27 protein-coding genes are annotated in these 24,458 nt (G+C 54.5%); all 27 read left to right on the top strand.

The window, feature by feature from the left end:
- Positions 1-84 precede the first annotated feature (84 nt).
- The 27 genes from PAECUDRAFT_RS07245 (at position 85) to PAECUDRAFT_RS24475 (ending at position 24,401) form a co-directional block, all read left to right on the top strand.
- The gene (locus PAECUDRAFT_RS07245) at positions 85-1,758 is read left to right on the top strand and encodes an FAD-binding protein (RefSeq protein ID WP_006037463.1); all 1,674 of its coding nucleotides are present in this window, start codon (positions 85-87) and stop codon (positions 1,756-1,758) included.
- Positions 1,755-2,120 carry a 4Fe-4S dicluster domain-containing protein gene (locus tag PAECUDRAFT_RS07240; RefSeq protein WP_006037462.1) on the top strand — a complete coding sequence of 122 codons (366 nt, stop codon included), beginning with the start codon at positions 1,755-1,757 and terminating at the stop codon, positions 2,118-2,120. Before PAECUDRAFT_RS07245 ends, PAECUDRAFT_RS07240 begins: the two co-directional genes overlap by 4 nt.
- 151 nt (positions 2,121-2,271) lie before the next feature.
- Positions 2,272-3,453, top strand: coding sequence for a LolA family protein (locus PAECUDRAFT_RS07235; RefSeq protein ID WP_006037461.1), 1,182 nt, complete (start codon positions 2,272-2,274; stop codon positions 3,451-3,453).
- A 178-nt stretch (positions 3,454-3,631) separates the two neighbouring features.
- Positions 3,632-4,807, top strand: a complete 1,176-nt coding sequence (alr, locus tag PAECUDRAFT_RS07230) for an alanine racemase (RefSeq protein WP_006037459.1) — start codon at positions 3,632-3,634, stop codon at positions 4,805-4,807.
- Positions 4,808-5,039: 232 nt separating this feature from the next.
- Positions 5,040-5,321, top strand: coding sequence for a CopG family ribbon-helix-helix protein (locus PAECUDRAFT_RS07225; RefSeq protein ID WP_006037458.1), 282 nt, complete (start codon positions 5,040-5,042; stop codon positions 5,319-5,321).
- Positions 5,322-5,324: 3 nt separating this feature from the next.
- Complete coding sequence (locus tag PAECUDRAFT_RS07220) at positions 5,325-5,675, top strand: type II toxin-antitoxin system PemK/MazF family toxin (protein ID WP_040711809.1); 351 nt, start codon at positions 5,325-5,327, stop codon at positions 5,673-5,675.
- A gap of 171 nt (positions 5,676-5,846) precedes the next feature.
- Positions 5,847-7,019, top strand: coding sequence for a YhgE/Pip domain-containing protein (locus PAECUDRAFT_RS07215; RefSeq protein ID WP_006037456.1), 1,173 nt, complete (start codon positions 5,847-5,849; stop codon positions 7,017-7,019).
- Positions 7,020-7,087: 68 nt separating this feature from the next.
- Positions 7,088-7,675: a TetR/AcrR family transcriptional regulator gene (locus tag PAECUDRAFT_RS07210; RefSeq protein ID WP_006037455.1), complete on the top strand. Its 588-nt coding sequence runs from the start codon at positions 7,088-7,090 to the stop codon at positions 7,673-7,675.
- Between the two features lie 222 nt (positions 7,676-7,897).
- Positions 7,898-8,620 (top strand): CpaB family protein, encoded by a 723-nt coding sequence (locus tag PAECUDRAFT_RS07205; RefSeq protein ID WP_006037454.1) that lies wholly within the window; start codon positions 7,898-7,900, stop codon positions 8,618-8,620.
- On the top strand, positions 8,617-9,453 hold the full coding sequence (locus PAECUDRAFT_RS07200; protein ID WP_006037453.1) for a P-loop NTPase family protein: 837 nt from the start codon (positions 8,617-8,619) through the stop codon (positions 9,451-9,453). The genes PAECUDRAFT_RS07205 and PAECUDRAFT_RS07200 overlap by 4 nt, the downstream gene beginning before the upstream one ends.
- A complete protein-coding gene (locus PAECUDRAFT_RS07195) occupies positions 9,450-10,961 on the top strand; it encodes an ATPase, T2SS/T4P/T4SS family (protein WP_006037452.1) in 1,512 nt (503 codons plus the stop codon). The genes PAECUDRAFT_RS07200 and PAECUDRAFT_RS07195 overlap by 4 nt, the downstream gene beginning before the upstream one ends.
- A complete protein-coding gene (locus PAECUDRAFT_RS07190; protein WP_006037451.1) occupies positions 10,958-11,893 on the top strand; it encodes a type II secretion system F family protein in 936 nt (311 codons plus the stop codon). The genes PAECUDRAFT_RS07195 and PAECUDRAFT_RS07190 overlap by 4 nt, the downstream gene beginning before the upstream one ends.
- A gap of 12 nt (positions 11,894-11,905) precedes the next feature.
- A complete protein-coding gene (locus tag PAECUDRAFT_RS07185; protein WP_006037450.1) occupies positions 11,906-12,805 on the top strand; it encodes a hypothetical protein in 900 nt (299 codons plus the stop codon).
- A 48-nt stretch (positions 12,806-12,853) separates the two neighbouring features.
- A complete protein-coding gene (locus PAECUDRAFT_RS26090; RefSeq protein ID WP_006037449.1) occupies positions 12,854-13,003 on the top strand; it encodes a hypothetical protein in 150 nt (49 codons plus the stop codon).
- 39 nt (positions 13,004-13,042) lie between these two features.
- Complete coding sequence (locus PAECUDRAFT_RS26565) at positions 13,043-13,174, top strand: hypothetical protein (protein WP_006037448.1); 132 nt, start codon at positions 13,043-13,045, stop codon at positions 13,172-13,174.
- Positions 13,175-13,210: 36 nt separating this feature from the next.
- Positions 13,211-13,639, top strand: a complete 429-nt coding sequence (locus tag PAECUDRAFT_RS07180) for a hypothetical protein (protein WP_233516734.1) — start codon at positions 13,211-13,213, stop codon at positions 13,637-13,639.
- A 43-nt stretch (positions 13,640-13,682) separates the two neighbouring features.
- Positions 13,683-14,165: a hypothetical protein gene (locus tag PAECUDRAFT_RS07175; RefSeq protein ID WP_006037446.1), complete on the top strand. Its 483-nt coding sequence runs from the start codon at positions 13,683-13,685 to the stop codon at positions 14,163-14,165.
- A 56-nt stretch (positions 14,166-14,221) separates the two neighbouring features.
- A complete protein-coding gene (locus PAECUDRAFT_RS07170; RefSeq protein WP_006037445.1) occupies positions 14,222-15,508 on the top strand; it encodes a M24 family metallopeptidase in 1,287 nt (428 codons plus the stop codon).
- A 148-nt stretch (positions 15,509-15,656) separates the two neighbouring features.
- On the top strand, positions 15,657-15,872 hold the full coding sequence (locus PAECUDRAFT_RS07165) for a PLD nuclease N-terminal domain-containing protein (RefSeq protein WP_006037444.1): 216 nt from the start codon (positions 15,657-15,659) through the stop codon (positions 15,870-15,872).
- Positions 15,869-16,828, top strand: coding sequence for an ABC transporter ATP-binding protein (locus PAECUDRAFT_RS07160; RefSeq protein ID WP_006037443.1), 960 nt, complete (start codon positions 15,869-15,871; stop codon positions 16,826-16,828). The genes PAECUDRAFT_RS07165 and PAECUDRAFT_RS07160 overlap by 4 nt, the downstream gene beginning before the upstream one ends.
- Positions 16,800-17,567 carry an ABC transporter permease gene (locus PAECUDRAFT_RS07155; RefSeq protein WP_006037442.1) on the top strand — a complete coding sequence of 256 codons (768 nt, stop codon included), beginning with the start codon at positions 16,800-16,802 and terminating at the stop codon, positions 17,565-17,567. The genes PAECUDRAFT_RS07160 and PAECUDRAFT_RS07155 overlap by 29 nt, the downstream gene beginning before the upstream one ends.
- A 104-nt stretch (positions 17,568-17,671) precedes the next feature.
- Complete coding sequence (locus tag PAECUDRAFT_RS07150) at positions 17,672-18,052, top strand: hypothetical protein (protein ID WP_006037441.1); 381 nt, start codon at positions 17,672-17,674, stop codon at positions 18,050-18,052.
- A 113-nt stretch (positions 18,053-18,165) separates the two neighbouring features.
- Positions 18,166-18,453, top strand: a complete 288-nt coding sequence (gatC, locus tag PAECUDRAFT_RS07145; RefSeq protein ID WP_006037440.1) for an Asp-tRNA(Asn)/Glu-tRNA(Gln) amidotransferase subunit GatC — start codon at positions 18,166-18,168, stop codon at positions 18,451-18,453.
- Positions 18,454-18,491: 38 nt separating this feature from the next.
- The gene (gene gatA / locus PAECUDRAFT_RS07140; protein WP_006037439.1) at positions 18,492-19,949 is read left to right on the top strand and encodes an Asp-tRNA(Asn)/Glu-tRNA(Gln) amidotransferase subunit GatA; all 1,458 of its coding nucleotides are present in this window, start codon (positions 18,492-18,494) and stop codon (positions 19,947-19,949) included.
- Between the two features lie 262 nt (positions 19,950-20,211).
- Positions 20,212-21,651: an Asp-tRNA(Asn)/Glu-tRNA(Gln) amidotransferase subunit GatB gene (gene gatB, locus PAECUDRAFT_RS07130; RefSeq protein ID WP_006037438.1), complete on the top strand. Its 1,440-nt coding sequence runs from the start codon at positions 20,212-20,214 to the stop codon at positions 21,649-21,651.
- Positions 21,652-21,786: 135 nt separating this feature from the next.
- The gene (locus PAECUDRAFT_RS07125) at positions 21,787-22,479 is read left to right on the top strand and encodes an MgtC/SapB family protein (protein WP_040711878.1); all 693 of its coding nucleotides are present in this window, start codon (positions 21,787-21,789) and stop codon (positions 22,477-22,479) included.
- Positions 22,476-24,401 (top strand): DUF4097 family beta strand repeat-containing protein, encoded by a 1,926-nt coding sequence (locus tag PAECUDRAFT_RS24475; protein ID WP_006037436.1) that lies wholly within the window; start codon positions 22,476-22,478, stop codon positions 24,399-24,401. Before PAECUDRAFT_RS07125 ends, PAECUDRAFT_RS24475 begins: the two co-directional genes overlap by 4 nt.
- The last annotated feature ends 57 nt before the right edge of the window (positions 24,402-24,458 follow it).

The raw sequence follows: 24,458 nt of genomic DNA, 5'->3' as shown, positions 1-24,458 counted from the left end.
GCTGAATGATTAGCGGTAAGGCACGGTTGGGTGTGTCCCTTCCGTGCCTTATTTGGCGTTAAATATCGAGTAGGAGGCGGGGCTATGAAACGGGAGCATGAGCTTGAGGAGAAGTTCATTGCAGATGTGCTCGTGTTAGGCGGCGGACCTGCCGGCGCGTGGGCGGCTTGGCGTGCGGCATCGGAAGGAGCGAAGGTCATACTTGCGGACAAAGGCTATGTGGGCACGAGCGGAGCTACTGCGCCGGGAGGAACGACGCTGCTCGTCATCCCGCCAATCGCGGAGCTGCGCGAGCAGGCGGTTGCCGCACGGCTGAAGGCGGGCGGGTATCTGTCCGAGAACGCATGGATTCATCGGGTATTGGACCAGGTGGACATTAATTTGCAGCTGCTGGAGCAGTGGGGATATCCTTTTCGGCAGGATGAGCAAGGCCACACGCTGCGTACCCATTTGCATGGTCCGGAGTACATGCAGCTCATGCGGCGCGTCATTCGAAAGCTGGGTGTCCGCATTCTCGATCAATCGCCTGCGCTCGAGCTGCTGGCAGACGAGTACGGCGTCGGCGGCGCGCGCGGCGTGAACCGGCTGACAGGAAAGTCGTGGGAGGTTCGAGCGCACGCGGTCATTATGGCGACGGGCGGCTGTACGTTCCTTAGCAAAGGGCTTGGCTGCAACGTGCTGACGGGAGAAGGGCTGCTGATGGCTTCCGAAGCGGGCGCAGAGCTGTCCGGCATGGAGTTCAGCCGCCAATATGCGCCCAGCTTTGCCGACGGCAGCGTAACGAGGGGACGAATGCTTGCCTGGTCCACCCTATACGATGAGCATGGAAATGCGCTGCACCAAGGAGACCGCACGTTCGGAAGCCTGCAGAAGCTATTGCTCGATGGGCCGGTCTATGCATCGATCGATCTTGCTGACACGCCGGAAAAGCAAACGTTTCTGCGCAAGGCGCATCCGATTTTTTTCATGCCGCTGGAGCGGGCGGGCATCAATCCGTTCACGGATAAGTTTCCGCTTACGCTGCGGTATGAGGGAACGATGCGAGGAACGGGCGGGCTGCGCCTGATTGGCGAGGAGTGCGCGACAAGCGTCGCTGGTTTGTATGCGGCGGGAGATGCAGCTTCTCGGGAAAAGGTGACCGGCGCCGTATCAGGCGGCGGCGCTTATAACGCTTCGTGGGCAATTTGCAGCGGAACGTGGGCCGGCAGCGGGGCTGCGCTCTATGCGCTTAACCAGAAGCGGGACGCTGGCTCTCGCAGCTTGCGCTCTGTAGGGCGTTATGGACTCGCCGCCGGCCAAGCATCCTCCGAGCGGCTGGAGACGAAGCCGTTAATTGAAGCGATCCAACGGGAGGTGCTGCCGCTGGAAATCAATTATTTTCGCAGTGAGCCGGTCATCCGGGCATCTCTCGATCGGCTGCATAAGCTGAAGGCGGCTTTGGAAGGCAGGATCGTTGATGACGCTACGGTGCAGGGGAAAGTGCGGGCGCGTGAGACGGCTGGCATGCTGACGGTCGCGAGATGGATGTATACGGCGGCGCTTGCGCGCAAGGAGACGCGAGGGCTGCAGTCCTTGGCGGAATACCCGCAGCTAGATCCGCGTCAGACTCATCGCCTCATCGTATCCGGGATCGAAGACATTCGCATTCGCGCAGAGAAGGTTCCGCATGCACAGGAGTGTTTGGCTGCGATCGCTCCGCAATCGGAGGTCTCCCGCGGCTCCAAGCCAATTGCCCGCAAGGAGGAATTGCTGACATGATCGAGCTTGTAAGTGCAAATCGCTGCATCGGCTGCCAGCTATGCGTGAAGGTATGCCCGACCAATGTGTTTGATATGGCGGGCATGCTGCCTGTTATCGCCAGACAAGATGACTGCCAAACCTGCTTTATGTGCGAAGCGTACTGCCCCGTCGATGCACTGTATGTCGCCCCGCAGGCGGAGGTTTCCGTTGCGGTGGATGAGGAGCAGTTGATTGCATCTGGCCAACTGGGCAGTTGGCGCGCTGAGATCGGCTGGCATAAAAACGCTGCGACAACGATGGCGAGAGAGGATACGACGCCCTTCTTCGAGACGTTCACGGCAGCCAATCGCAAGCCGCGGCAGCCTTTCGCAACTTCCTGAATGTAGAGGCCCAGCCTTCCACTGCGCGTGGAGGCTTGGGCCTTTTTTCGATGAGCTCATGAGCCAAGCCGGAACTCGTCTGCATAATTGGCCAAGTCTGCACATAGACATGTTATCAGTTGTTCACACAAAGTGCAGAGGGGTGGATTTCATGCGTCGGATCATTTGGATCACGGCCATTATGATGTGCTTCACGATTATCGCTACCGCGTGCGGAGCGAAAAATCCGGAATCCGTCATTAAGGAGCTTGGCAAGGTTCAGAACAAGATGGAAAGCTATCAGGCAAAAGGAACGATGAAGCTCAATACGAGCCAGCAGCCGTTGGAGTACAAAGTTGAGGTTTGGTATCAGAAGGATCATTTCTATCGGATCGCGTTGACTAACGAGAAGAAGGATATTACCCAAATCGTGCTGCGCAATGACGACGGCGTATTCGTCCTCACGCCTAGGTTAAATAAAGTGTTCCGTTTCCAAAGCGACTGGCCGGACAACCAAGGGCAAGTCTATCTGTATCAGACGCTGCTCTCAAGCATTCTGAATGACGAGTCGCGCCAATTTGCTTCGGATAACGATGCGTATGTGTTCGATGTCATGGCTAACTACCAGAATGCCAGCCTCGCACGGCAAAAAATTTGGCTGAACAAAGAAAACTTTGCGCCTAGCAAAGTGGAAGTGTCCGACACCAATGCATCGGTGATGGTTGAGGTGACGTTCGACGAGTTCAAATTCGATCCGAAATTCGATAAGAACGCCTTCGACACGCAGGCGAATCTCAATGCCGGAGCTGCTCCTGCGCCTGCGCCGTCGACGACGGATGATGGCAAAGCAGCAAATCCAGACGATCCGAACAAAGCGACTGGTACGGACGCAAACGGAGAAAAGACGGATGGCTCGGCAGGCGCGGGAGACAACGGAGCGGCAAGCGATCCGAACCAATCGGGAGACGCGGGCAAGGAAGAACCGAAAGCCGAGGATACGATGGCGCTGCCTAGCACGTTCCAAGAAATGCAGCCGACCTACCTGGGTGACGGCGTAGCATGGAAGGATACGCAGGAGATTACGTTCGGCGGCAATACCGGCGTCCTGCAGCGTTACACAGGAACGTATGACTATACCATTTTGCAAACCCAGCCGAAGGATGTAGCAGCTACGTATATTCCTGGCGAGCTGGTGGACCTCGGATTCACGATGGGGCAGTTGACTGGCGATGACCAGCAGACGCTGACTTGGACCTATGAGGGCAACGAGTTCCGGCTCACGACCAGCTCTGACATGCCGTTAGAGGAAATGGTCGCAATCGCGCAATCCGTAGACGGCGAACCGACGAAGTAACTCCCATTTTTTGATGCAATAAGCAGCAGATGGCGGCGCTCCGACGAAGAGCGCTGCTGTCTTTTGTTTTCCAACAGGTCCCTCGTACCAAAACGATTCGCGTTCATTGACACTGCCAGCCTCAAGCTTTAACATAGTTTCTATTGGGTTGTTACGGCATGAGGAGAAGGTGACGAAGGTGGAAGCTTATTATCGGGCGACACGAGCTGAGATTTCTTTAGACGCGCTTCGCGTTAATCTGACGGCGTTTCGCCAAGCAATTCCAGAAGGCATGCTGTTGATGGCTTCGGTGAAAGCGAATGCATATGGACATGGGGCTGTAGGCATCGCGCGCGAGGCTGAAGCATTCGGCGTCGATTACATGGGCGTCGCTTTTTTGGATGAAGCGATTCAATTGAGGCAAGCGGGCATTACGAAGCCGATTCTTGTGCTTGGCTACGTACCTGCAGCGGGTTTGGCGGTAGCGAGAGACTATGATATTACGATTGCGTTGTTCCGATACGATATCCTCGAAGCGGCCGCGGCGTTGCCGGAGAATGGCAAGCAGCTGGCGGTTCATATTAAGATTGATTCGGGCATGGGGCGTCTTGGCATGCTTCCCGGATTAGAGGCCGAGCGATTCATAGAACGAGCGTTAACGGTCAAGCAGCTGCGCGTCGAAGGGCTGTTCACGCACTATTCCAAGGCCGACGAGCTGGACAAAGCTTATACGGAGCAGCAATATGAGCGGTTTAACGGCGTAGTGGATTATGTGCGAAACAACGCGCTGCCGATCTCATTGTTCCATGCGGCAAACAGCGCGACAGGCATCGATACGCCAAACTGGGGCCATGGCATGCTGCGCCTCGGCATTGGGATGTATGGCTTGTATCCTTCCGCTCAGGTGAATCAGAAGGAGATCGCGCTTGAGCCGGTCATGTCGCTGAAGACGGCTGTCGCAATGACGAAGACCGCTCCTGAGCACTGGGGAATTAGCTATGGCGCCCGATACGTGACGAGCGGACAGGAACGAATCGGTACGCTGCCCATTGGCTATGCGGACGGCTTTAGCCGAATGCTGAGCGGCAAAGCCGAAGCGCTTGTGCGCGGCACCCGTGTTCCTATCCTTGGAACGATCTGCATGGACCAGTGTATGATTGCGCTTGATCCTGCTGAGCAAGGGGGCGTTCAGGTGCAGGCGGATGAAGAAGTCGTCATTATGGGACGTCAAGGCGATGAGGTCATTACGGCGGACGATATCGCGGATAAGCTGGGGACGATTAATTATGAGGTCACCTGCATGCTTGCTGCGCGTGTTCCCCGTGTCTTTGTGCGGAATGGGGCAGTACAGTCGATTTCAAACCCGTTGCTTTAATTTCCAGCGCATAATTTGTGAGATGAGGCAGGAATACAGCGATTTGCCTCGAATCTTAATGCTCAACCAGATAGATCCGTTGCAATACGACTGATATGTCATGAATGCGGCTACATCTTGCTGCACTTGCATAACGGCTGTGTTCGTCTCATAAGTATGTGTAGTATAGCGGAGTGGGGAATTTGACATAATGGATATAAGGGTCTGGAAAAGTTTTGGAGGTGCTAGTTCGGTGGCCAATATGCAGAACACCAAGAGAATCATGATCAGCTTGCCAGATCAACTGCTAGAGGAGGTCGATGGCATCGTCGCCAAAGAAAATTCCAATCGCAGCGAATTCATTCGGCAAGCCATGAAGCTGTATCTAGTGGAGCGAAAGAAGCGGCAGATCCGCGAATCGATGCAGCGCGGGTATCTGGAGATGGCGAAGATCAACCTGAACATGGCCTCGGAAGCATTTCACGCGGAGGAAGATGCCGACCATACGCTCGGCCGTCTCGTAAGCGGGGTGTAAAGCTTGATCGTAAAACGCGGAGATGTGTTTTTTGCGGATTTGTCACCAGTCGTCGGGTCCGAGCAGGGCGGTGTCCGTCCCGTGCTCGTGATCCAGAACGATATCGGCAATCGATTCAGCCCAACGGTAATCGTTGCGGCTATTACAGCGCAGATCCAGAAGGCAAAGCTTCCCACGCATGTTGAGATCGAGGCGGAATCGCACGGGTTTGACAGGGATTCCGTTGTTTTGCTGGAGCAGATCCGGACGATCGACAAGCAGCGATTGACAGACAAAATTACGCATCTGGACGACGAGATGATGCGTAAAGTAGACGAAGCGCTTCAAATTAGTGTCGGCTTAATCGACTTTTAACAAAACGGATAACGAATAGTATCTCCCGTCAGTGGGCTTTCATTCACTGGCGGGAGATTTTTTTGTCCGCGGGTTGACAGGGCGCTGTACTTTGCATATGATTTAAACAGATGTTTTAAACGGTCATTTTAAATGTTTGTTTAGAGTGATAAAATAAGGAGTGTGGCGGAGATGAAGCAAGCGGTTATTGCATTTTTGAAACGGCCGACAACGATCGTAGGCATTATTACGGCGATTACGTTCCAGCTTATTTTTTCGGTGATCTGGATGACTGGTTATGACGGGGTGACGGATCGCGTCAGCAAGCTGCATGTGGGAATTGTGAATGCGGACGGCGACGCGGGCAACGTTTTGTCAGAGCGATTGAAGCAGGCGGTTCCTTTCCAGACGGAGCTTTACAAGGATGCGGCGGTTGCGGAGCAAGCGTTGAATGACCGCGACCTGCAGATGGTCATCGTTATTCCACAGGGCTTCATGGAAGGGCTGCAGGCGCCGGGCGGGCAGGGCGCGCTGCAGTTCACAATCAATGAATCGAACCCGGCGATGATTAAAAGCATTATGCAGAGCGCGGCAGACCGCCTGTCCGCAGAGGTGAACAAACAGGCTGTAGCCGGCGGGGCGGAAGCGCTGCTCACAAGCCAGAACATGACGGCCGATCAGGCGAAAGCAATAGCGGCATCGCTTGCTGACAAAGTGAAAGCGGACATTGCATCCACGAATAAAATCGATGGCATGAACAATCAAATGGTGCCGATGATGCTCGTTCTGGCGTCGTATGTCGGGGCGATGATTATGGGGATGAATATCGAGCAGTCGTCGATGATGCTGAGCGCCCAATTCAGCAAATGGCAGCGGATGGCGGTACGTTTCCTTCTGAATGCTGGCTCTGCCATTGTCGTTTCGGGCGTCGGGGTAGCGTTAATCGCATCGTTAGGCGGGCAAGCCGAGCATGGCTTCTTGCTGCTGTGGGCATTCCAAGCGCTGACGGTCGTCACTTTCATGTTCGTTTCTCAAATGTTCCTGTTCCTGTTCGGCATGGCGGGCATGCTCTTTAACATTTTGTCCTTGTCGATCCAACTCGTCTCGTCCGGCGCTATGATTCCACGTGAGCTTCTTCCAAGCTTCTACGTGCATGTCGGGGATGCTTTGCCAGCGACCTATGCGGTGCAGGGCATCATGAATATCTTGTTCGGCGGGCCTACAGCCGCGCATGCGGCAGGGCTGCTTGCTGTGATCGCGGTTGCGGCAATGGCCATTAGCGCTGCTGCGGTAGGCATGAAGAAAGGCAAGCCGATCCAATCGGCGGCCCCTGCTCAAGTGGCGACTGTATCCAGCAAGTCTTAATTGCAATTGCATAACCAGCCGCTGTCCCTCATAATACGAGCATAAGCATCGATTCGGAGGTTTCGCGTATGGATTCGGATATTAAGCTCAAAATCTTGCAAGCAGCCAAAAACCGTTTTGCAAGCCAGGGCTTTGACGGCACGACGGTTCGTCAAATATGCGAGGATGCGGGCGCCAACCAGGCGCTCGTCTCCTATTATTTCGGCGGTAAGGAAAATATGTTTTTTACGATGTTCGATACGTTTTTCCCGGCGGGTCTGTACAGCAAGTATTTGTCTGAGACTTACACGCCAGAAGAGGGCATTCGACGAATGATTAAAGAGGTAATCGCTTACAGAATGCGGGAGCCGAAGATGGTCCAGATTATCCAACAGGAGATATTGCTTGATACGGAGCGGACCGTCCGCATTCGCGAATATGTGTCGGAGTCTTGGATGCAGCTCAGAGAATGGATAAGGGAAGGCAAGGAGCAAGGGGCTTTTCATTATCAGTCGCTTGATTCCGCATTTATGTCGACGCTCGGCATCATTCTCTTCCAGCGCGTATGTTCGTTCTGGAAGCCCTTTTTGTCTGGAGACGAGGGAGAGTTGGAGCAGATGACGGAGGAGGTCGTCTCGTTCGTCCTTCGAGGATTGCGCCCTTCAATCGACGAATAAAGGGATGAAGCGACAAAATTTTCAAAAAACTGTAGACAAGCGACAATCGCCTTGCTAATATAGATTCAAACAAAAGCATACCGTCGATTCAGACGGCGCTGCAAATAGGAACGGATGCGAAGAACGCATGCCAGAAAGTACGTTTTACGTGCTTTGGCTGCGTTCTTTTTTGCGTTCTCAGAGGGCCAGGCGCCAGGAATTAACACGGGGAGAGGAGCGATCATGAACAAGAAACGAAATGTTGCGGTCAGCGTGGCTGCCGCAGTGATGGCGGGGGTGCTGGTTTATGGGATCTATGCGGTTCAGGCTCGGCAGTTGGAGGGCAAGGACATGGTGCGCATCGTCGTGCCGAAGCGATTCATCGCCGCGGGAGAACGGTTAGAAGCAGCGGACTTGACGTATCGCTCGATTGCCAAATCGGCTGTTCAGCAGGATATGGTGCTGGAGCTGGTCGAGGCGGATGGCTGGGAAGCCGTCGTCCCGCTAGGCGCGGAGGAGCCGCTGTTAAAGTGGAAGCTGGACAGGTATCGGCTGCTGCCTGATCAATCGCAATCGACCTTCCAAATTCCGCGGAGCTATGTGTTATCGGTGTCTAACGGCATTCGAGCGGGAGATCTCGTCGTGCTGTACATGTCAGGAGAGGCGGATTCGTCGTCTCGGTTATTCGATAAGCCGGTCAAGGTGGCCTCGGTGAAGTCAGCCGCCAACACGGAGGTCGACGATTCGGATCAATCGAATTTATTGTCGCTTGCCAATGGGGATAAGGAGCAGATGTACGCTTCGCGCCGGGATGCGAACGCGATGATTGATTACATTAATTTGAATTTGACGGAGGCGCAGTGGCTGCGGCTGGATGAGCTGTGCAAACGCGGCGAGCGAAAGCTGGTTATCGCCTTCAGCCCCGAATCGTTAAATGTCGTAGACCACGCGGGTGAGCAGCCATGACGCTTGCTCCGCTCCTGACCTTCGTCGGAACGACGCCGAACATCGGGACGACAGTAGCGGCATTTGCCGCTGCATGCCGAATGGCAGAGCAAAGCGAGGCGGAGATCGGCTATCTGTGCTTAAACCTGAAGAGCGCGAAGATTCAGCGTTACATCGGCATTGACCGGCCAGAAACGGGGCTGGACAGCATTCGGCCGGAGCTGCGGGACCGCTCGCTTGGCGCAGATCAGCTTCGTCGAGCGGCGTATCGGGTTGAAGGAATTGATGGGGTATGCGTACTGTTTGGTAATTTGGAGAGGGATCAAGCAGAGTTCTACACGGCCGATGACGTCGATTTTTTGTTGGAAACGGCAAGGCAGGCATTCGATATCGTTATCGCGGATGTTGGCGCTTATTGGGATAATGCGGCAACCGTCTGCGCCATACGTGCAGCGACGACACGGGTGCTTGTGACAACAGGGGCGTTATCGCATTTTCAAGAGGATTGGAACCGATGGATCGGGCAAGTATCGCCGCTCTTCGGCGTCTCTTCTGTTGATTATGAGCTGGTCGTTATACATTCGCCATGGCGAAACGGAGGGTTCAATGTGAAAAATATTCAAAAAGAAACAGGGCTGCCGCTTGCCGGAGAACTTCAGCTGTCCGAGCCGTTGCTGCTGCAGCTGGATAGCGGGCAATATCAGCATTGGCTGAAGCGGGCTGAAGGTCGCGCAACGATGCGGCAGCCAGCGGAGCGGTGGATACGGCAAACGGGCATGAGGAGCCGGCCTGTTATGCAGGTGCAGCCGTGGTATCGCAAGCTGTTGGCGCATCGCAACGGGGTGGGTTCATGATCGGAAGCGGGCAGGAACGGTTTTCGCCTTCGGCGTTTTCCACCCGGTTAAGGAGCGGGAGGGAACTCTCCGAGCCTGACGGGGCATCGGAGGAAGGCAAGCTGCTGGAAGGGGACAACGGAGGAGGCTTTGGAAGGCTGGCCGATGAGATTCGTGCCTATCTTTCCTCGCCTCGGGGGCTGACAGAGGAGGAGCGGCGGCAATATGGCGAGCGGTTGAATCGGGCGGTGCTCGGATTCGCCAAGGATCGCGAGCATGTGCTTGCGCTCATTAACGACTGGCTGCTGCGCCACCGCATTCACGAGCTGCAGGGACAGCATATTCCATATGAGTCGATTGCGGAGGCGCTGTTCGCCGAAGTGATAGGGATGAACGTGCTGGAACTTGCGCTTGCCGATCGCGTCGGGCTGGAGGAAATCCAAGTCGTAGGCACTCGCATTTACGAGGTTCGCAGCGGCCGATCCGTTCCTTCACGATTTGGCTTTGCCTCCATCCGGGATGTTGAACGCATTCAGCAAAATCTAGTTCTCTATAACAACGACCGGATCAATCCGCGCAAGCGTTGGGCTGAGGTGATGCTGCAGGATGGCTCGCGCGTCACGATGACAGGGTTTGGATTCACCGCTTCGCCGACGTTGACCATTCGATTTTATACGGTGCAGGCGTTTCAATTGTCCGAACTATGCGAAGCCGCATACGGGACCATTAATGAGCAGATTCGCCGCCTGCTGCTTGCGATGCTCGATGCGCGGTTTAATGTCGTCATTATCGGGCCAACCAACTCAGGCAAGACCCATCTAATGAAAGCGTTAATTGCGGAGCTGCCGGATGAGGAACGAATCATCACGCTAGAAAATCGCTTCGAGATGATGATTCATCGCGATTTCCCGCATAAGAACGCGGTGGAGTACGAGTTTGATGAGGATGATGCGCTGCACCGATCCTCACAGGCGTTTAAGCTCGCATTGCGGCAGTCGCCTCAGCGCATTGTTCATGCCGAAATTAGGGATCAGGACGCGAATATTTATGTCCGCGCCTGTACGCGAGGCCATGAGGGAAGCATGACAACGGTCCATGCGAACACGCTGGAGGATGTGCCTGAAGCCGTTAGCGATATGTGCATGCAGGACGGCAGAGCGATGAATCCCGAGCGCTTGACGAAGCGGATTGCCGAATACGTGACGCAGATTGGCATTGAGCTTCGCCTTGTCAATGGCAAGCGGCGCGTATGCCGGATTGGCGAAATCGGTTGGCATGACGGCGCGGTCACGGTGAAGGATTGGATACGGTTCGATGAGTCACTCTCCGATTGGCGAATGCCTGCTATGCCGTCGCAGCGGGCGATGGAACGGTTTCGGCGATATGGCGTTGATACGGCGGGTTTGTTTGCGGGAGCTGGCGCGGTTGCCGGTGCGGTTGCCGGTGCGGTTGCCGGTGCTGCAGAGGCGGCTGGACATGTCAGGCATGTCCGGGGCGTTGGGCTCGATGCTGAGGGGGCGGTTCAATGAGCGGTTGGCTGATTGCAATGCTGCTGGTTGGGCTGTTTCTCTCGTTATATGCCATTCTGCGCAGCCTTATTGGAATGTCTGTCGAGCAGCAGCTTCGGTCTGCCAGACTGCGTTACAAGCAGAAGCAGGGATTGCTCGAGCAGGCGGACGCTGCGCTTAAGCAGTGGGGAAAGCTTTATCGCCATTTGTCCGATTTGTTAGAGTCGCTGCGTGTACCGCTCGTTCCGACATCCTTCATGTTGTTGTCCATCCTGCTTGCTGCCGCAGGGATGCTCGCAGGCGCACTCTTATTCCAAAGCATGAAAGGAACGCTGATGCTTGGCGCGGTTGCTGGCCTGACGCCTTATGTCGTATTCCGAACAGCGCTGCTGCAGCGGCAACTGCAGACGCGGATCGATTTTTTGCCTGCGGTCGAGCTTTTTTATCAATGTTATCTGGTCACGGGCGAACGTCAAATTCGGCATGCGCTGCAGCGGACAGTGGAGGAGAGGCGGCTGCCAGCGCCGATGCAAGCCGTATTCGAGCAGCTATATCGCAACTTATCTGTGAAGGGGGACGATGAAGCGAGCCTTCGCGTGTTTGCAGCTGCGCTGGGACATGTTTGGGGCAATTACTTTGCTAATATCCTGCGTGTTGCGCTTTCTGAAGGAAATCCGATCAGCGATAGCCTGCGGGAACTGTTGACGGACATGCGGCGCGCCCGCCGAGCAAACGAGCAGGAGCGAAGCAAGCTTCTTGAGATACGGATTGCCAACTTTACGCCGATTCTGTTTCTGTTCTTGTTCATCGGCATCAATCTTCACTATAACCCGGACAGCGCTTATCGGTACTATGTGCTTGATCCGAAGGGCAGAGATCTTGTTTTAAACTCGCTTGTGCTAATATTTGGCTCATTCGTGATGGGCATATGGCTTTCACGCCGCAAAATGTAAAGGAGGAGCAGCTTGGCAACCAATGAATGGGTAAGCAAACTGACGCTGGGAGCGGGCGCTGTGCTGCAATTTATTGTGCTTTTCTGGACCGTGTCCAGCCTGCTTCGATTCGTGCCGGAACGACCGCCGCGATGGGCGCATCTCACTGGCTTGCGTTGGACGACCGCTTCCATGTCCGATCGCTGGCTTGAGCGGCTTCGACTATCTCGGGCGCATCCTGTATTTGTAGAACGGGAAGCGCTGCTAGGCGGCTGCGGTTTCGATGGCGACGCAGCGCTGTACATCGCTTGTCGGCGGATCGCTCTTGTTGCGATGCCGGTTTTGGCGGGGGTGGCGAGCATAGGGTGGCTATTGGCAGCCAAGAGCTGGCCGCCGATTGCTTTATTTGGCGGAGGGGCAGCGTTGTTTCTCATCTGTCGGTTTGATCTGGCATGGCTCCGCTCGATTCATCGCGTAAGGGCGCAGCGCATTACGAAAGAAGTGCATGTCATTAGCAATCAGCTGCTGTATTTTGCTGGAGCCAATCTTCATCTGCACACGAAGCTGTCGCGGTGCGTTCCATTTGCCAAGGTGCTGCAAAGCGATATGCAGCGGCTGCTGGCGGAATGGTACCATGATGCCGAAGAAGCGCTCCGCCGCTTCAAGCTTCGCTTGGGGACAGAGGATGGCGCCAGCTTCGTCGAAACGCTCGATTCGCTGAGGCTTCATGAAAGCGAGGAGTTTTATTCGCTGCTGCGCCAGCGCATTCAAGATTATAAGGAGAAGCTGGAGCTTGCCAAAGAGAGCCGCAAGGAGACGACCTCCTATGCGTTGTTTGTAGTCGCGGGCATTCCGATCCTCTACACGTTTCAGGTGTTTATTTATCCTTGGGTGCGGGAAGGGCAGAAGCTGTTTGAGTCGCTAGGCAGCTGAGCCGAGAGGAGTGCAATGTTGGAGCGCTAACGTAAAGGAGGTGAAAGGATGCGCAATATTTTAATTACGGTCATGATGATCGTAGTTGTCATCGTCATGTTCAATACGATAATATCGGCAGACCAGACTGGCACGAAGGAGCAGATTTTGACGCAAGGAACGAATGCGAATACGAAAATCAGCACGCTGAAGCCGTAATGCTGATGGAAAGGGACGGTGTCAATGAGGGCGCTGTTAATGACCGTGTTGTTATTGATCACCGTCGTTTTAATCTATGAGCAGGTGGTCGGAGGAAATGATGGCGCCACGGAGCAGCTGAAACAGAGCGGCGAGCATATGGGCGGCTCGATTCGGCGGATGAGCCCATAGTCGGTGACGACATATGGCGTGTGATAACGGAGATGGATGATGCGAAGCATTTTAATATTTGTACTGTTTGCAGGGCTGCTGTGCTGGATGATGTTCTCGCCGATCTATAAGCATGTGCTGATCGTTAGGCAAGCGGCGCTGCAGCAAGAGGCGGATTATTTGCTGGAGGTCGGCGCCAACGGCAGCCACGGTTATATTGATGCGACGATGATCAATCAATCCAAGCAGCGGCTTGCAGCGATAGGGCTGAGGCCGGATGACATCGAATACGACGTAACATCGACGGACGGCAGTATCGCCACGAGTGCTTCGGCGCCTGTGCTGCGCGGCATAGGACTTGCGCTTACGGTCAGTTATCCGTATGACGGTCTGTTTGCCATCGATCGGCTGGTTGGAATCGAGCCGCCTCCAGCGGACGCGCGAATGCGGGCAACGGGCATGAAAATGAGCGAGTTTGTTCCGTAAAATTGGGTAAGACACGCAGCGATAGATGTGGCGAGGTGTGTAGATGGAGAAGCTGTTGTTATTCGTGCTTATGGCTGTCGTCTGGACGACGGCGCAAGGCCAGCAGATGGACGAGGAAATGGCGATGAAGGCATTGTTCCAGGGCAAGCATGCGGTCAATCGAGCTGCGCATGCGGCAGCTCAGCAGATTGACATGAGCGAGCTTGCGAGCGGGCGGATTCGGATTGATCCAACTGAGGCGGAAGCCGAGGCGCAGCGTTATTTGCAAGCAAACTTGCTGCTGGACGACGCGCTTGCGCCGCTGCCGAACTCATTTTTGCGAGAGAGGGTCGAGGTCGTTGTTTTTGAGGTCGTGAATGGGGATCGCACTTTTCCTTATACCTATCGGAATGCGGCATACGAGTATGAGGTAACGCTGGAGCAGCCGGGCGTAGTGCTCATTATTCATCTTCACTATCCTCGTGCATTCCGGGCGATTGAACCAATCGATTGGTATGTGAAGGGGGCGGCTGAGCTCGTTCATTGACGCAGGAGGCGAAACCTGATGTAATGGGGGAATGTGAGGAACGGAGTTGATTAGGAATGGGTTTGCAGGACTCGTATACGACGGTGCCATCCGCGGAAATCGATCAGCGGGTAGCGCGACTGAAGCAAGCGCTGAATGAAGCAGGACTGGATGCCGTCCTCATCACGCATAACATAGGCATTCTATATTGGACGGGAACGATGCAAAGCGGTTATTTGTTCGTCCCGGCTGTTGGCGAACCTACGCTGTATGCACGTCGAAGCTTGGAGCGCGCCTTAGGCGAAGCTTCTGTTCATACGGTTTCGCTCGGCTCGTTCAGCCGATTCGGGGCGACGCTGAACCGAGACTATCCAACCCTTTTCGGTGGTGCGGTAGCTCCTCGGGTCGGAGCGGATCTGGACACGCTGCCGGCTGCAACGTTCTTGAAGCTGAATGGTTTAGTCGCCTCAGCTTTTTCTAGCTCCACCGTGGCGGGGGCTGATCTCCAGCAAGACAGCCAGCCCAAGCAGCCTTCACTGCTCGAAGACGCATCAGCGCTGCTTCGGCGCGTTCGGATGGTGAAGTCAGATTGGGAAGTTGCCCGGATTGAGCAAGCTGCACTGGCGCTGGATGAAGCGCTTCAGGATGCGTTGCCTGAGCTAAAAGAAGGAATCTCGGAGCTGGAGTGGATTGCGCATGTGGAGTATGGACTGCGAATTCGCGGGCATATCGGTACAATGCGTTTGCGCGGCTACAATCAGGAAGTGCTGACGGGCATGGTTGGATCAGGGGCTGCGGCGGCCGAGCCGACTTATTTTGACGGGCCTGCCGGTGGGCGTGGACTTGGCGCAGCAGCGCCGCAAAGCGTGAGCACGAAGCGATTCGTCCGAGACGAACCGATCTTAATCGATTTGGGCTGCTGCATAGACGGCTATGTCATCGATCAGACGCGGACTGCGGTTATCGGGCAGTTGTCGGAGAGACTGCAATTCGCCTATGGAACGGCAGAGCGAATCATGCGAGAAGCGGAGCGTCTGCTCGTTGTTGGGACGCGCTGCTCGGAGGTGTATGCCGCATCACTGCGCATGGCGGCGGACGCTGGTCTGGCGGACCATTTTATGGGCTTTGGCGCGGATCAGGTCCGGTTTCTTGGTCATGGAATCGGGCTTGAAATCGATGAGTGGCCTGTGCTTGCAAACGGCTTTGATATCCCGCTTGAAGCGGGAATGGTCATCGCTGTCGAGCCGAAATTTACGTTCCCGGGCATCGGTGTCGTGGGCATCGAAAACAGCTATGTCGTCCAACCGGACGGCTTGCCGCCGCGCGCTTTAACGCGTACCGGGGAGCGGTTGATCGAGCGTTAAAATGGATAATGATAGGAGCAGAGAGCCATCCTGTGGACAGGGTGGCTTTTTGTTTTTGAGCCGGAGGCGTAAATTAAGCTTTACGACTATGTGTATCTACTGTTATATTACTAATATAACAAGTGAACGATTGATAAGGGGGATGGCAATGAATACAGAGATGACAATGAGCACCGCGGAATTGTTTAAGGTACTTGCACCGCTGTTCGCGATCCAGGTCATATTGATGGTAGTAGCGATTATTATGTTAGTTCGTGCGGAGTCCACCAGAGGCCCGAAGTGGATGTGGGCATTGATCATCATCTTTATTAATATTGTCGGTCCCGTGCTGTTCTTCGTGATCGGACGGAAAAATCAGCGATGAGCGCGCTGCTGCAAGCGAATGCGCTCAGTCAAACGTTCGGCGGCACGACCGCAGTGAAGCATTTGAACTTGTCCATCCGCGAGGGGCGATGCGTCGCTTTGTTAGGGCCCAACGGGGCAGGCAAGACGACGACGATTCGAATGCTGACCGGACTGCTTCGACCGACGGGAGGGTCAATTCACTTTCAAGGCGAGAAGGCGGGCGAGGATATCCGGCGTTATATTGGTTATTTACCGCAAACGCCATCGTACTACGGGTGGATGAGCGGCGAGGAGCTGTTGATCTATGCGGGACAGCTGTGCGGATTAAGCGGACGAATGGCTAAAACGCGCGCAGCAGAGCTGCTGCAGCGCGTCGGGCTGTCGGATGCGGCTCGCCGCCGCGTTGGCGGATATTCGGGAGGGATGAAGCAGCGGCTTGGGATTGCGCAGGCTTTGGTGCACAGTCCAAAGCTGCTCATTCTCGATGAGCCGGTGTCTGCCTTGGACCCGATTGGAAGACGCGATGTGCTGGCGCTAATGACGGAGCTGAAGGAAGAAACGACGATTTTGTTTTCGACGCATGTGCTTCATGATGCCGAGGCGATTTGCGATGATGTGGTCATTATGGCAGCCGGTCGGGTTGCCATTGCTGGCACAGTGGAGGAGTTGCGTGCAGCGTACCGACAACCGATTATTGAGCTGCGTTTCGAAGAGGAGGATGACCGCTCGATTCGCTGGAGCCATGACGTGCTCGCCGGCAGCAAAATGATTGCGGGAGGCGCCTCCGTTACGATGCAAGATGGCGCGCTCGTCATTCAAGGCGAAGATTTGGACCAGCTGAGGCGAAGCGTTATGCAGATGATCGCCGAGGACGACGTGAAGGTATCGCAAATTAAAGCAGGCTACACGTCCTTGGAAGATTTATTTATGAAGGCGGTGGGATCAGGTGGCAGTATGGATCGTCTTATTCCGTAAAGAATGGCTGGAAGCATGGCGGAGCATGAAGCTGGTTTGGATGCCGCTCGTATTCGCGCTGCTCGGTGCCGGCCAGCCGGTTAGCGCTTATTTTATGCCCCAGATCATGGAGCATGCCGGCAACCTGCCGGAAGGCGCGGTCATTTCGATTCCGCTTCCGTCGCCAAGCGAGGCGCTAGCGCAAGTGATGCAGCAGTTTGGCACGCTTGGCGTACTCATTGTTGTGCTAGCCTTTATGGGAACGGTATCCTCTGAGATTGCCAGCGGCACAGCATCCTTTACGCTGGTGAAGCCGGTATCCCGTCTCTCGGTCGTTACTGCGAAATGGGCATCGGCCTTGTCCATCGTGTGGGTTTCGTATGCGATCGGATTCGGGGCGGGCTGGTATTATGATGAAATGCTTATCGGGAGCCCTGATGCCGCTGACGCTATTATGGGTTTTCTGGCATATGGCCTATGGCTATCACTCGTAGTATCGATAACCGTACTGTTCAGTACGCTGCTTCGCAGTGCGGCTGGCGCAGCTTTTGCAACATTAGCCCTGACGATAGTGCTCTCGCTCGCGTCATCATTGTTCCCTCGTATCTGGCAGCCAGGCGCGTTGCCGGGAATTGCCGGGTCACTAGTTCAAGGGATACGTTCGGAACAAAGCGCTGTCGTGCTCATTGAAACGTTCTGCGGAATCGCCATGCTCATTGCTATTGCTAGTTTTCTATTGAGGCGCAAAGCGCTTCCGTGAAACATTTCCTCCCATTCCATGACTCCTGATTGGACTTCCCTATTAATTTTTAGTAGGATAGAAGCACGAAGTTAACGGGAGCTAGAACGGGGAGGCGAAGTAGGATGCTGAAGCTGGGCGAGAAGGTTATCATTGTGGATGACCGCTTCGAACAAAATCTCCCCATAGGGGAGTACGGTTATGTGATCGCTTATGATCGGAATGCGGACAACGTGTTTGAATATGTCGTGCGCGTGCCGAAGGCGGGGCGTAATTTTCTTGTTCCGGGCGACGATGTCGAACGGGAAGAAGTATTGGTGAAGCTCGAGGTTGACCGGATTGAACGCGAGGCGTTGATCGACTACGCTTTGTTGACGCGCAACGAGGAGCTGTTCCGTCATATTATGAATGGCGGCGAACAGGAAGAGCCGGTAGAAGAAGCGGCTGAGGAAACGCAAAGTCCCGAAGATTTCGTTCGTCAAATCCGCTTGAAAGCGTGGATTTGATCGGTTAAGGTAGCTTTTTGCAAGGGTGCTCCCAGGATGGGGCACCCTTCTTTTTTTATCCGCCATCGGCTATAATATGAAGAATGACTGCAAGAAATGGAAGGAGAGTTACGATGAGTATTACGACGAATGATGTCGATCATGTCGCCAAGCTGGCACGATTGTCATTGACCGACGAAGAGAGAGCAACCTTCACCGGGCAGCTGAACGCGATTTTGAAGTATGCCGAGAAGCTTAACGAGCTTAACACGGATGACGTTGAGCCAACGAGCCATGTATTGCCGCTTGCAAACGTCACGCGCGCGGACGAGGTGCGTCCATCTGTGCCGCTGGAGACAGCGATGCGCAATGCACCGGATGAAGAGGATGGCCAATTCAAAGTACCGGCGGTGCTCGAGTAGCAGCTGGCGGGTTTCACATACGAAGGGAGGAACGACTGTTGGCACTGTTTGATTTACGCCTACAGGATTTACATAACCAGTTGAATAATAAGGAGCTGTCCGTTGCTGAGCTGACGGAGGCATCCTATAAGCGCATTGCCCAGACCGAGCCTGCTGTTCAAGCGTTTATTACGTTGAACGAGGAAGGCGCGCGCAAGCAAGCGGCTGAGCTGGACAAGCAATTGCAAGAGGGCGGCGAACGAGGCCTGTTGTTCGGGCTGCCTGCGGGCATTAAGGATAATATCGTGACGGAAGGGCTGACTACGACTTGCGCCAGCCAATTCCTGCGCAATTACGATCCGATCTATGACGCTACAGTAACGAAGAAGCTGAAAGCGGCGCAGACGGTTACGATCGGCAAATTGAATATGGACGAGTTCGCAATGGGCGGCTCGAACGAGAATTCAAGCTTCTATGCAACGCGCAACCCGTGGAATACGGAATATGTGCCGGGCGGCTCCAGCGGCGGCTCTGCGGCATCCGTTGCAGCGGGACAAGTATACTTCTCGCTTGGCTCGGACACGGGCGGTTCGATCCGCCAGCCGGCAGCGTATTGCGGCATCGTTGGCCTGAAGCCAACGTACGGCCTCGTATCGCGGTTTGGATTGGTTGCATTCGCTTCGTCGCTTGATCAGATCGGGCCGTTGACGAAAAATGTTGAAGATTCCGCTTACGTGCTACAAGCCATCGCAGGATATGACAGCATGGATTCGACATCGGCGAATGTTGAAATTCCAGATTACACGTCCGCATTGACGGGCGATGTCAAAGGCTTGCGCATCGGTGTGCCGAAGGAATACCTCGGACAAGGCATCGATCCGAAAGTAAAAGAAGCCGTGCTTGCAGCGCTTCGGGTTTACGAGAGCCTCGGCGCAACGTGGGAAGAAGTATCGATGCCGCATACGGAATATGCGGTGGCAACGTACTACCTGCTTGCTTCATCCGAAGCATCCTCTAACTTGGCTCGCTTCGACGGCGTACGTTACGGCGTGCGTGCGGACAACCCGGACAACCTGATCGACCTGTACCGCAGGTCGCGCAGCGAAGGCTTCGGCCAAGAGGTGAAGCGTCGTATCATGCTGGGCACCTATGCGCTCAGCTCCGGTTATTATGATGCTTACTATTTGAAGGCGCAAAAGGTTCGGACGCTCATTAAACGCGACTTCGATCAAGCGTTCGAGAAGTTCGACGTGCTAATCGGGCCAACGGCTCCGACACCAGCGTTTCGAATCGGCGAGCAGGTCGGCGACCCGCTGACGATGTACCTGAACGACATCTTGACGATTCCGGTCAGCCTCGCAGGCGTTCCGGCAGTTAGCATCCCATGCGGACTTGCAGACGGACTTCCGGTCGGTCTCCAAATCATCGGCAAATCGTTCGACGAATCTACGGTTCTGCGCGCAGCGCATGCGTTCGAGCAGCACACCGATTTCCATAAAGCACGGCCACAGCTGTAACAGTAACCTATATTTGCGGAGATTTTTTTAATCGACGCATTTGCATTCACCCAAATAAGAAAAGTGAAATCGACGGCTGGACGTAGCTCGCGAAGCGGGTGGCATTGTTCTGAAGAAACGAAGTGGTCGCCTTTGTCATCGGATTGTTACCTTGTAATGGTCTTACAAATTCATACAATCTGATGACAACAGCGATCGTAAGAATAATGCCACACGCGTAGCGCCGCACCATCCGCGGTCTCCACAAGCAGGAGGATAAACGATGTCGACCCAATACGAAACGGTCGTCGGGCTGGAAGTGCACGTCGAGCTGCATACGAATAGCAAAATCTTTTGCGGATGCTCGACTGCTTTCGGCGCGCCGCCGAACACCCATACTTGCCCAATCTGCCTCGGTCATCCCGGCGTATTGCCGGTATTGAACCGCCAAGCGGTAGAATATGCGATGAAAGCGTCGATGGCGCTGAATTGCCAGGTTGCGGACGTGAGCAAGTTTGACCGCAAAAACTATTTCTACCCGGATAGCCCTAAAGCGTACCAAATTTCGCAATACGATCAGCCGATCGGCGAGCACGGCTGGATCGACATCGAAGTAAACGGCGAGACGAAGCGCATCGGCATCACGCGCGTTCACTTGGAGGAAGACGCTGGCAAGCTGACGCACGTCGACGGCGGCTATGCTTCGCTCGTAGACTTCAACCGTGTCGGCACGCCGCTCATCGAGATCGTTTCGGAGCCGGATATCCGTACGCCAGAGGAAGCAAAAGCCTATTTGGAGAAAATCCGTGCCATTATGCTTTATTGCGACGTTTCGGACGTGAAAATGGAAGAGGGCAGCATGCGCTGCGACGCGAACATCTCGCTTCGTCCTTATGGACAAGAGCAATTCGGCATTAGAGCCGAGCTGAAGAACATGAATACGTTCCGCGGCGTTCAGCGCGGCTTGGAATATGAGCAATGGCGTCAGGCCGAAATTTTGAACAGCGGCGGTACGGTCGTGCAGGAAACGCGCCGCTGGGATGAGGCGCAGGGCAAAACGCTCTCGATGCGCGGCAAGGAAGAAGCGCATGACTATCGTTATTTCCCGGACCCGGACCTCGTTCGGTTGAATATCGATGCGGAATGGAAAGAACGCGTTCGAGCTTCGATTCCCGAGCTGCCTGATGCGCGCAAGGCGCGTTATGTTGCGGAATACGAGCTGCCTTCGTATGATGCGGAAGTGCTGACATCTTCGATCAAGATGGCGAATTTCTTCGAAGAGAGCCTGCAATACACGAAGGATGCGAAAGCCGTTTCCAACTGGATTATGGGCGACCTGCTTGGCTATTTGAATGCCAACAGCCTGGAGTTCGATCAGATCAAGCTGACGGCGCAGGGGCTGGGCGAGATGATCGGATTGCTAGACAAAGGGACGATCAACAGTAAAATCGCGAAGACCGTCTTTAAGTCGATGCTGGAATCCGGCAAGCTGCCGCAGCAAATCGTAGAGGAGCAAGGGCTCGTTCAAATCAGCGATGAGGGAGCGATCAAAGCGATCGTGGAACAAATCGTAGAAGCGAACCCGCAATCGGTAGCCGACTATAAAGCGGGCAAGGAGAAAGCAGTAGGCTTCCTTGTTGGCCAAGTGATGAAGGCATCCAAAGGCAAAGCGAATCCGGCGCTTGCGAACAAGCTGCTCGTGGACGTTTTGAGCCAATTGTAAAATCGAAGGAAGAGGCGGCCATGTGCCGTCTCTTTTTTGCTTTTTTATAAACGATGTTGGGTTTAGTGCTGGAGTCGCATACAATATGATACAATCATTTTTAAATCGAAGGGGCGGATGCGAATGACGAATGAAATGACAAGCCCTTGGTTTATCGAGCCCACTCATATGCTGCTGCGGTTGGGCCTTGCGCTGTTGCTTGGCGGCCTGATCGGCTTTGAGCGAGAGCAGTCTAACCATGCGGCGGGATTGCGGACGAATACGCTCGTCTGCCTTGGCTCCTGTCTGCTTATGATGCTGTCCATGTACGGCTTTGGCGATTTTGCGAACCAACCGAACGTACGGCTGGATCCTGCACGCTTAGCGGCGCAGGTTATTACGGGCATCGGTTTTCTTGGGGCAGGCACGATTCTGTTTACTGGAAAATCGATAACGGGGCTGACGACGGCTGCGTCGTTATGGGTCGTATCGGCGATCGGCCTTGCGGTAGGAGCGGGGTTTTACTTAGCGGCATTAGCTTCCACGATATCGGTATTTTTTATTTTATGGGCGATGAACAAGCTGGAGAAACGGTTCTTGAAGGGGAAGAAGGAGCAGTTGCTTCGCATTCATGCGGATGATCGCGCCGTTCTTCTGCAAGCGATGAATACGATTCTTCAGGATCGGGACATTATCGTTCGTAAAATCGTTGTTAACGACCAAAATGAGGTGCATGACGGGCGGGTAACCGTGCAAATGTACGTAACACTGCCGAAACAGCAGTCGATCCTGCTTTTGGTCAATGATATTAACGATGTGGACGGGGTAAGAGGTGTAAGTACAGAATGACAAGAACGAATCAATCGACCGGCAGATTTTCTGTGATTCGATGGCTAGCTGTGCTCAGCGCGTGCTTTGTGCCTGGTGCTGGGCATTTGGTTATCGGACGGTATCCTCGTGGCTTGCTGCTGATGGCGCTTGCTGCGCTAGATGTTGCATCGATCGTACGGCTTGCCGATGCGGCAGGCGGGAAGCATTTACTGCTGATCGTTTATCTGGGCATGGCGATACCTGTCATCTATTTTTATGGCGTATTCGATGTCCTGCAGCTTACGGGAGCTGGAGCCAATGACGGCGAGCGGCTAGAGGAAGATCAGGAACGCCAAAGCGACGCATCAAAGCTGGATCGGACTTGGCGACAATGGCGGTGGGGAGCGGCTGGCTTAATGGCAGCCGGCTTGCTGCTGTTGATTCTTTTTCTAATGCCGGACGAGCTGCGCTATACGCTGGACTCTGCTGGAAATTACGGGGCGCCGCTGCTGCTGCTCTTATTGTCGTGCTGGCTTGCATGGCGTCGTCGGGGCGATGGACCTTTTTGGCTTGGACGATGGACGGCTGCGTTCTTCACGTTATCTGTTGGCGGCTTATTGTTGGCTGACCATTGGACTGGCCGTGAGGATATCGCACTTATTGGGCGTTGGTGGCCAGCATTGTTTATTCTGCTTGGCTTCGAGCTGTTCATGCTGACCTTGCGGCGAAATCGTCAAGAGCGAAAGCCTTCCGCAGATGTTTCGGGCGTGGCGACTGCCATCGTCATTGCTGTTACGGCGTACGGTGTCACGCAATACGCTGAATTGCCTTATCGCTGGTTGGATCAATGGGCAGCCGAACGGAGCGGCTATGGCGATTATGGCGAAGAAAAGGGCTTTAGCTATGTCAAACCGGTTGTCTCGGCTGCGCCGACAGCTGATTTGGAGCGAATCGTAATCGATAATCCGAACGGGAAGGTACGCATTGAGCGAGGAGGCGTGGATACGATCGTTGTTGAATCGACCGTTTGGATTGATTCCGGTGACCACACGGAGGCTGACGCCGCTGCTGAACGGACGGAAACGGTGCTGACAGCTGGGGAAGAGACGACCATTAAGACAATAGCTGCGGGCTTTGGGGGCAATGGCCAGCGCAAACCGCGGGTCAATCTGGTCGTTTATTTGCCGCCTTCTATTGCGGATGCTGCCCCAAGTGTTCCTACAGCACCTGAATTGCCAGCAATGACAACCTCAACGCCTCCGTCGGATGCTGATATCCATTCGAATAAGCCAATCGATGAGGAAACGCCAAATGCGGATGAGGAAATAGCTGTAAAGCCTCCGCTTGATATTCAGGTTACGATTGTCAGTGGGGATGTGAATGTATCGCAACTCACAGCGCCAATCAACTTAACCCTCTCCGTGAGCGATGGGCAGGTGCTGGCTTCCGGCATTGCTGGCTTGGTATCCGCCAAGATGGTAAACGGCAATGTACAGCTGCGGGATATTCAAGGCGACGTAGATGTGTCTGCTCGCAATGGCTCGATTGAGGTTGCGCGTGCGAGCGCAAATGTAAACGCATCTACCTCGAATGGCAGCATACATTTGAATCAAGTACAGGGAGATTTAGAGGCGGATACGAAAAACGGCGGGATCAAAATCCAAGAGGCGAACGGTAGCGTAAAGGCGGATACGTTAAACGGAACCATTGAAGCAAGCAGCGCGATGGTAGGCGGTGACTGGGACATTGTGGGGCTGGTCGGCGACGTTCGCTTGAAGCTGCCTGTCCATGGCAGTTATGAAATGAATGGCTCGGCAACGTTTGGAACCATCAAGGTAGAGCCGGGTTTGCCGCTTGAAGTCAACAAGAAAACGGTGCGCGGAACGATCGGTACCGGACAGCATCGCGTTTATGTGAACGCAAACAGCAACATCGTAATCTCTCCATTCGCAGCGCAATAGCCTTCCAGTTGCTAGGAGATTTCGGTTGACTTGACGTGCGCTTTCATTGACAAAAAC

The organism is Paenibacillus curdlanolyticus YK9 (genome assembly GCF_000179615.1).
GTDB lineage: Bacteria > Bacillota > Bacilli > Paenibacillales > Paenibacillaceae > Paenibacillus_T > Paenibacillus_T curdlanolyticus.
This window is presented reverse-complemented; position numbering and strand designations above follow the sequence as displayed.

Coding starts and splice junctions, on each gene's coding strand:
- PAECUDRAFT_RS07245 (WP_006037463.1), top strand. CDS start 85: ATGAAACGGGAGCATGAGCTTGAGGAGAAGTTCATTGCAGATGTGCTC.
- PAECUDRAFT_RS07240 (WP_006037462.1), top strand. CDS start 1,755: ATGATCGAGCTTGTAAGTGCAAATCGCTGCATCGGCTGCCAGCTATGC.
- PAECUDRAFT_RS07235 (WP_006037461.1), top strand. CDS start 2,272: ATGCGTCGGATCATTTGGATCACGGCCATTATGATGTGCTTCACGATT.
- PAECUDRAFT_RS07215 (WP_006037456.1), top strand. CDS start 5,847: ATGAAGCAAGCGGTTATTGCATTTTTGAAACGGCCGACAACGATCGTA.
- PAECUDRAFT_RS07210 (WP_006037455.1), top strand. CDS start 7,088: ATGGATTCGGATATTAAGCTCAAAATCTTGCAAGCAGCCAAAAACCGT.
- PAECUDRAFT_RS07205 (WP_006037454.1), top strand. CDS start 7,898: ATGAACAAGAAACGAAATGTTGCGGTCAGCGTGGCTGCCGCAGTGATG.
- PAECUDRAFT_RS07200 (WP_006037453.1), top strand. CDS start 8,617: ATGACGCTTGCTCCGCTCCTGACCTTCGTCGGAACGACGCCGAACATC.
- PAECUDRAFT_RS07195 (WP_006037452.1), top strand. CDS start 9,450: ATGATCGGAAGCGGGCAGGAACGGTTTTCGCCTTCGGCGTTTTCCACC.
- PAECUDRAFT_RS07190 (WP_006037451.1), top strand. CDS start 10,958: ATGAGCGGTTGGCTGATTGCAATGCTGCTGGTTGGGCTGTTTCTCTCG.
- PAECUDRAFT_RS26090 (WP_006037449.1), top strand. CDS start 12,854: ATGCGCAATATTTTAATTACGGTCATGATGATCGTAGTTGTCATCGTC.
- PAECUDRAFT_RS26565 (WP_006037448.1), top strand. CDS start 13,043: ATGACCGTGTTGTTATTGATCACCGTCGTTTTAATCTATGAGCAGGTG.
- PAECUDRAFT_RS07180 (WP_233516734.1), top strand. CDS start 13,211: ATGATGCGAAGCATTTTAATATTTGTACTGTTTGCAGGGCTGCTGTGC.
- PAECUDRAFT_RS07175 (WP_006037446.1), top strand. CDS start 13,683: ATGGAGAAGCTGTTGTTATTCGTGCTTATGGCTGTCGTCTGGACGACG.
- PAECUDRAFT_RS07170 (WP_006037445.1), top strand. CDS start 14,222: ATGGGTTTGCAGGACTCGTATACGACGGTGCCATCCGCGGAAATCGAT.
- PAECUDRAFT_RS07165 (WP_006037444.1), top strand. CDS start 15,657: ATGAATACAGAGATGACAATGAGCACCGCGGAATTGTTTAAGGTACTT.
- PAECUDRAFT_RS07160 (WP_006037443.1), top strand. CDS start 15,869: ATGAGCGCGCTGCTGCAAGCGAATGCGCTCAGTCAAACGTTCGGCGGC.
- PAECUDRAFT_RS07150 (WP_006037441.1), top strand. CDS start 17,672: ATGCTGAAGCTGGGCGAGAAGGTTATCATTGTGGATGACCGCTTCGAA.
- gatC (WP_006037440.1), top strand. CDS start 18,166: ATGAGTATTACGACGAATGATGTCGATCATGTCGCCAAGCTGGCACGA.
- gatB (WP_006037438.1), top strand. CDS start 20,212: ATGTCGACCCAATACGAAACGGTCGTCGGGCTGGAAGTGCACGTCGAG.
- PAECUDRAFT_RS07125 (WP_040711878.1), top strand. CDS start 21,787: ATGACAAGCCCTTGGTTTATCGAGCCCACTCATATGCTGCTGCGGTTG.
- PAECUDRAFT_RS24475 (WP_006037436.1), top strand. CDS start 22,476: ATGACAAGAACGAATCAATCGACCGGCAGATTTTCTGTGATTCGATGG.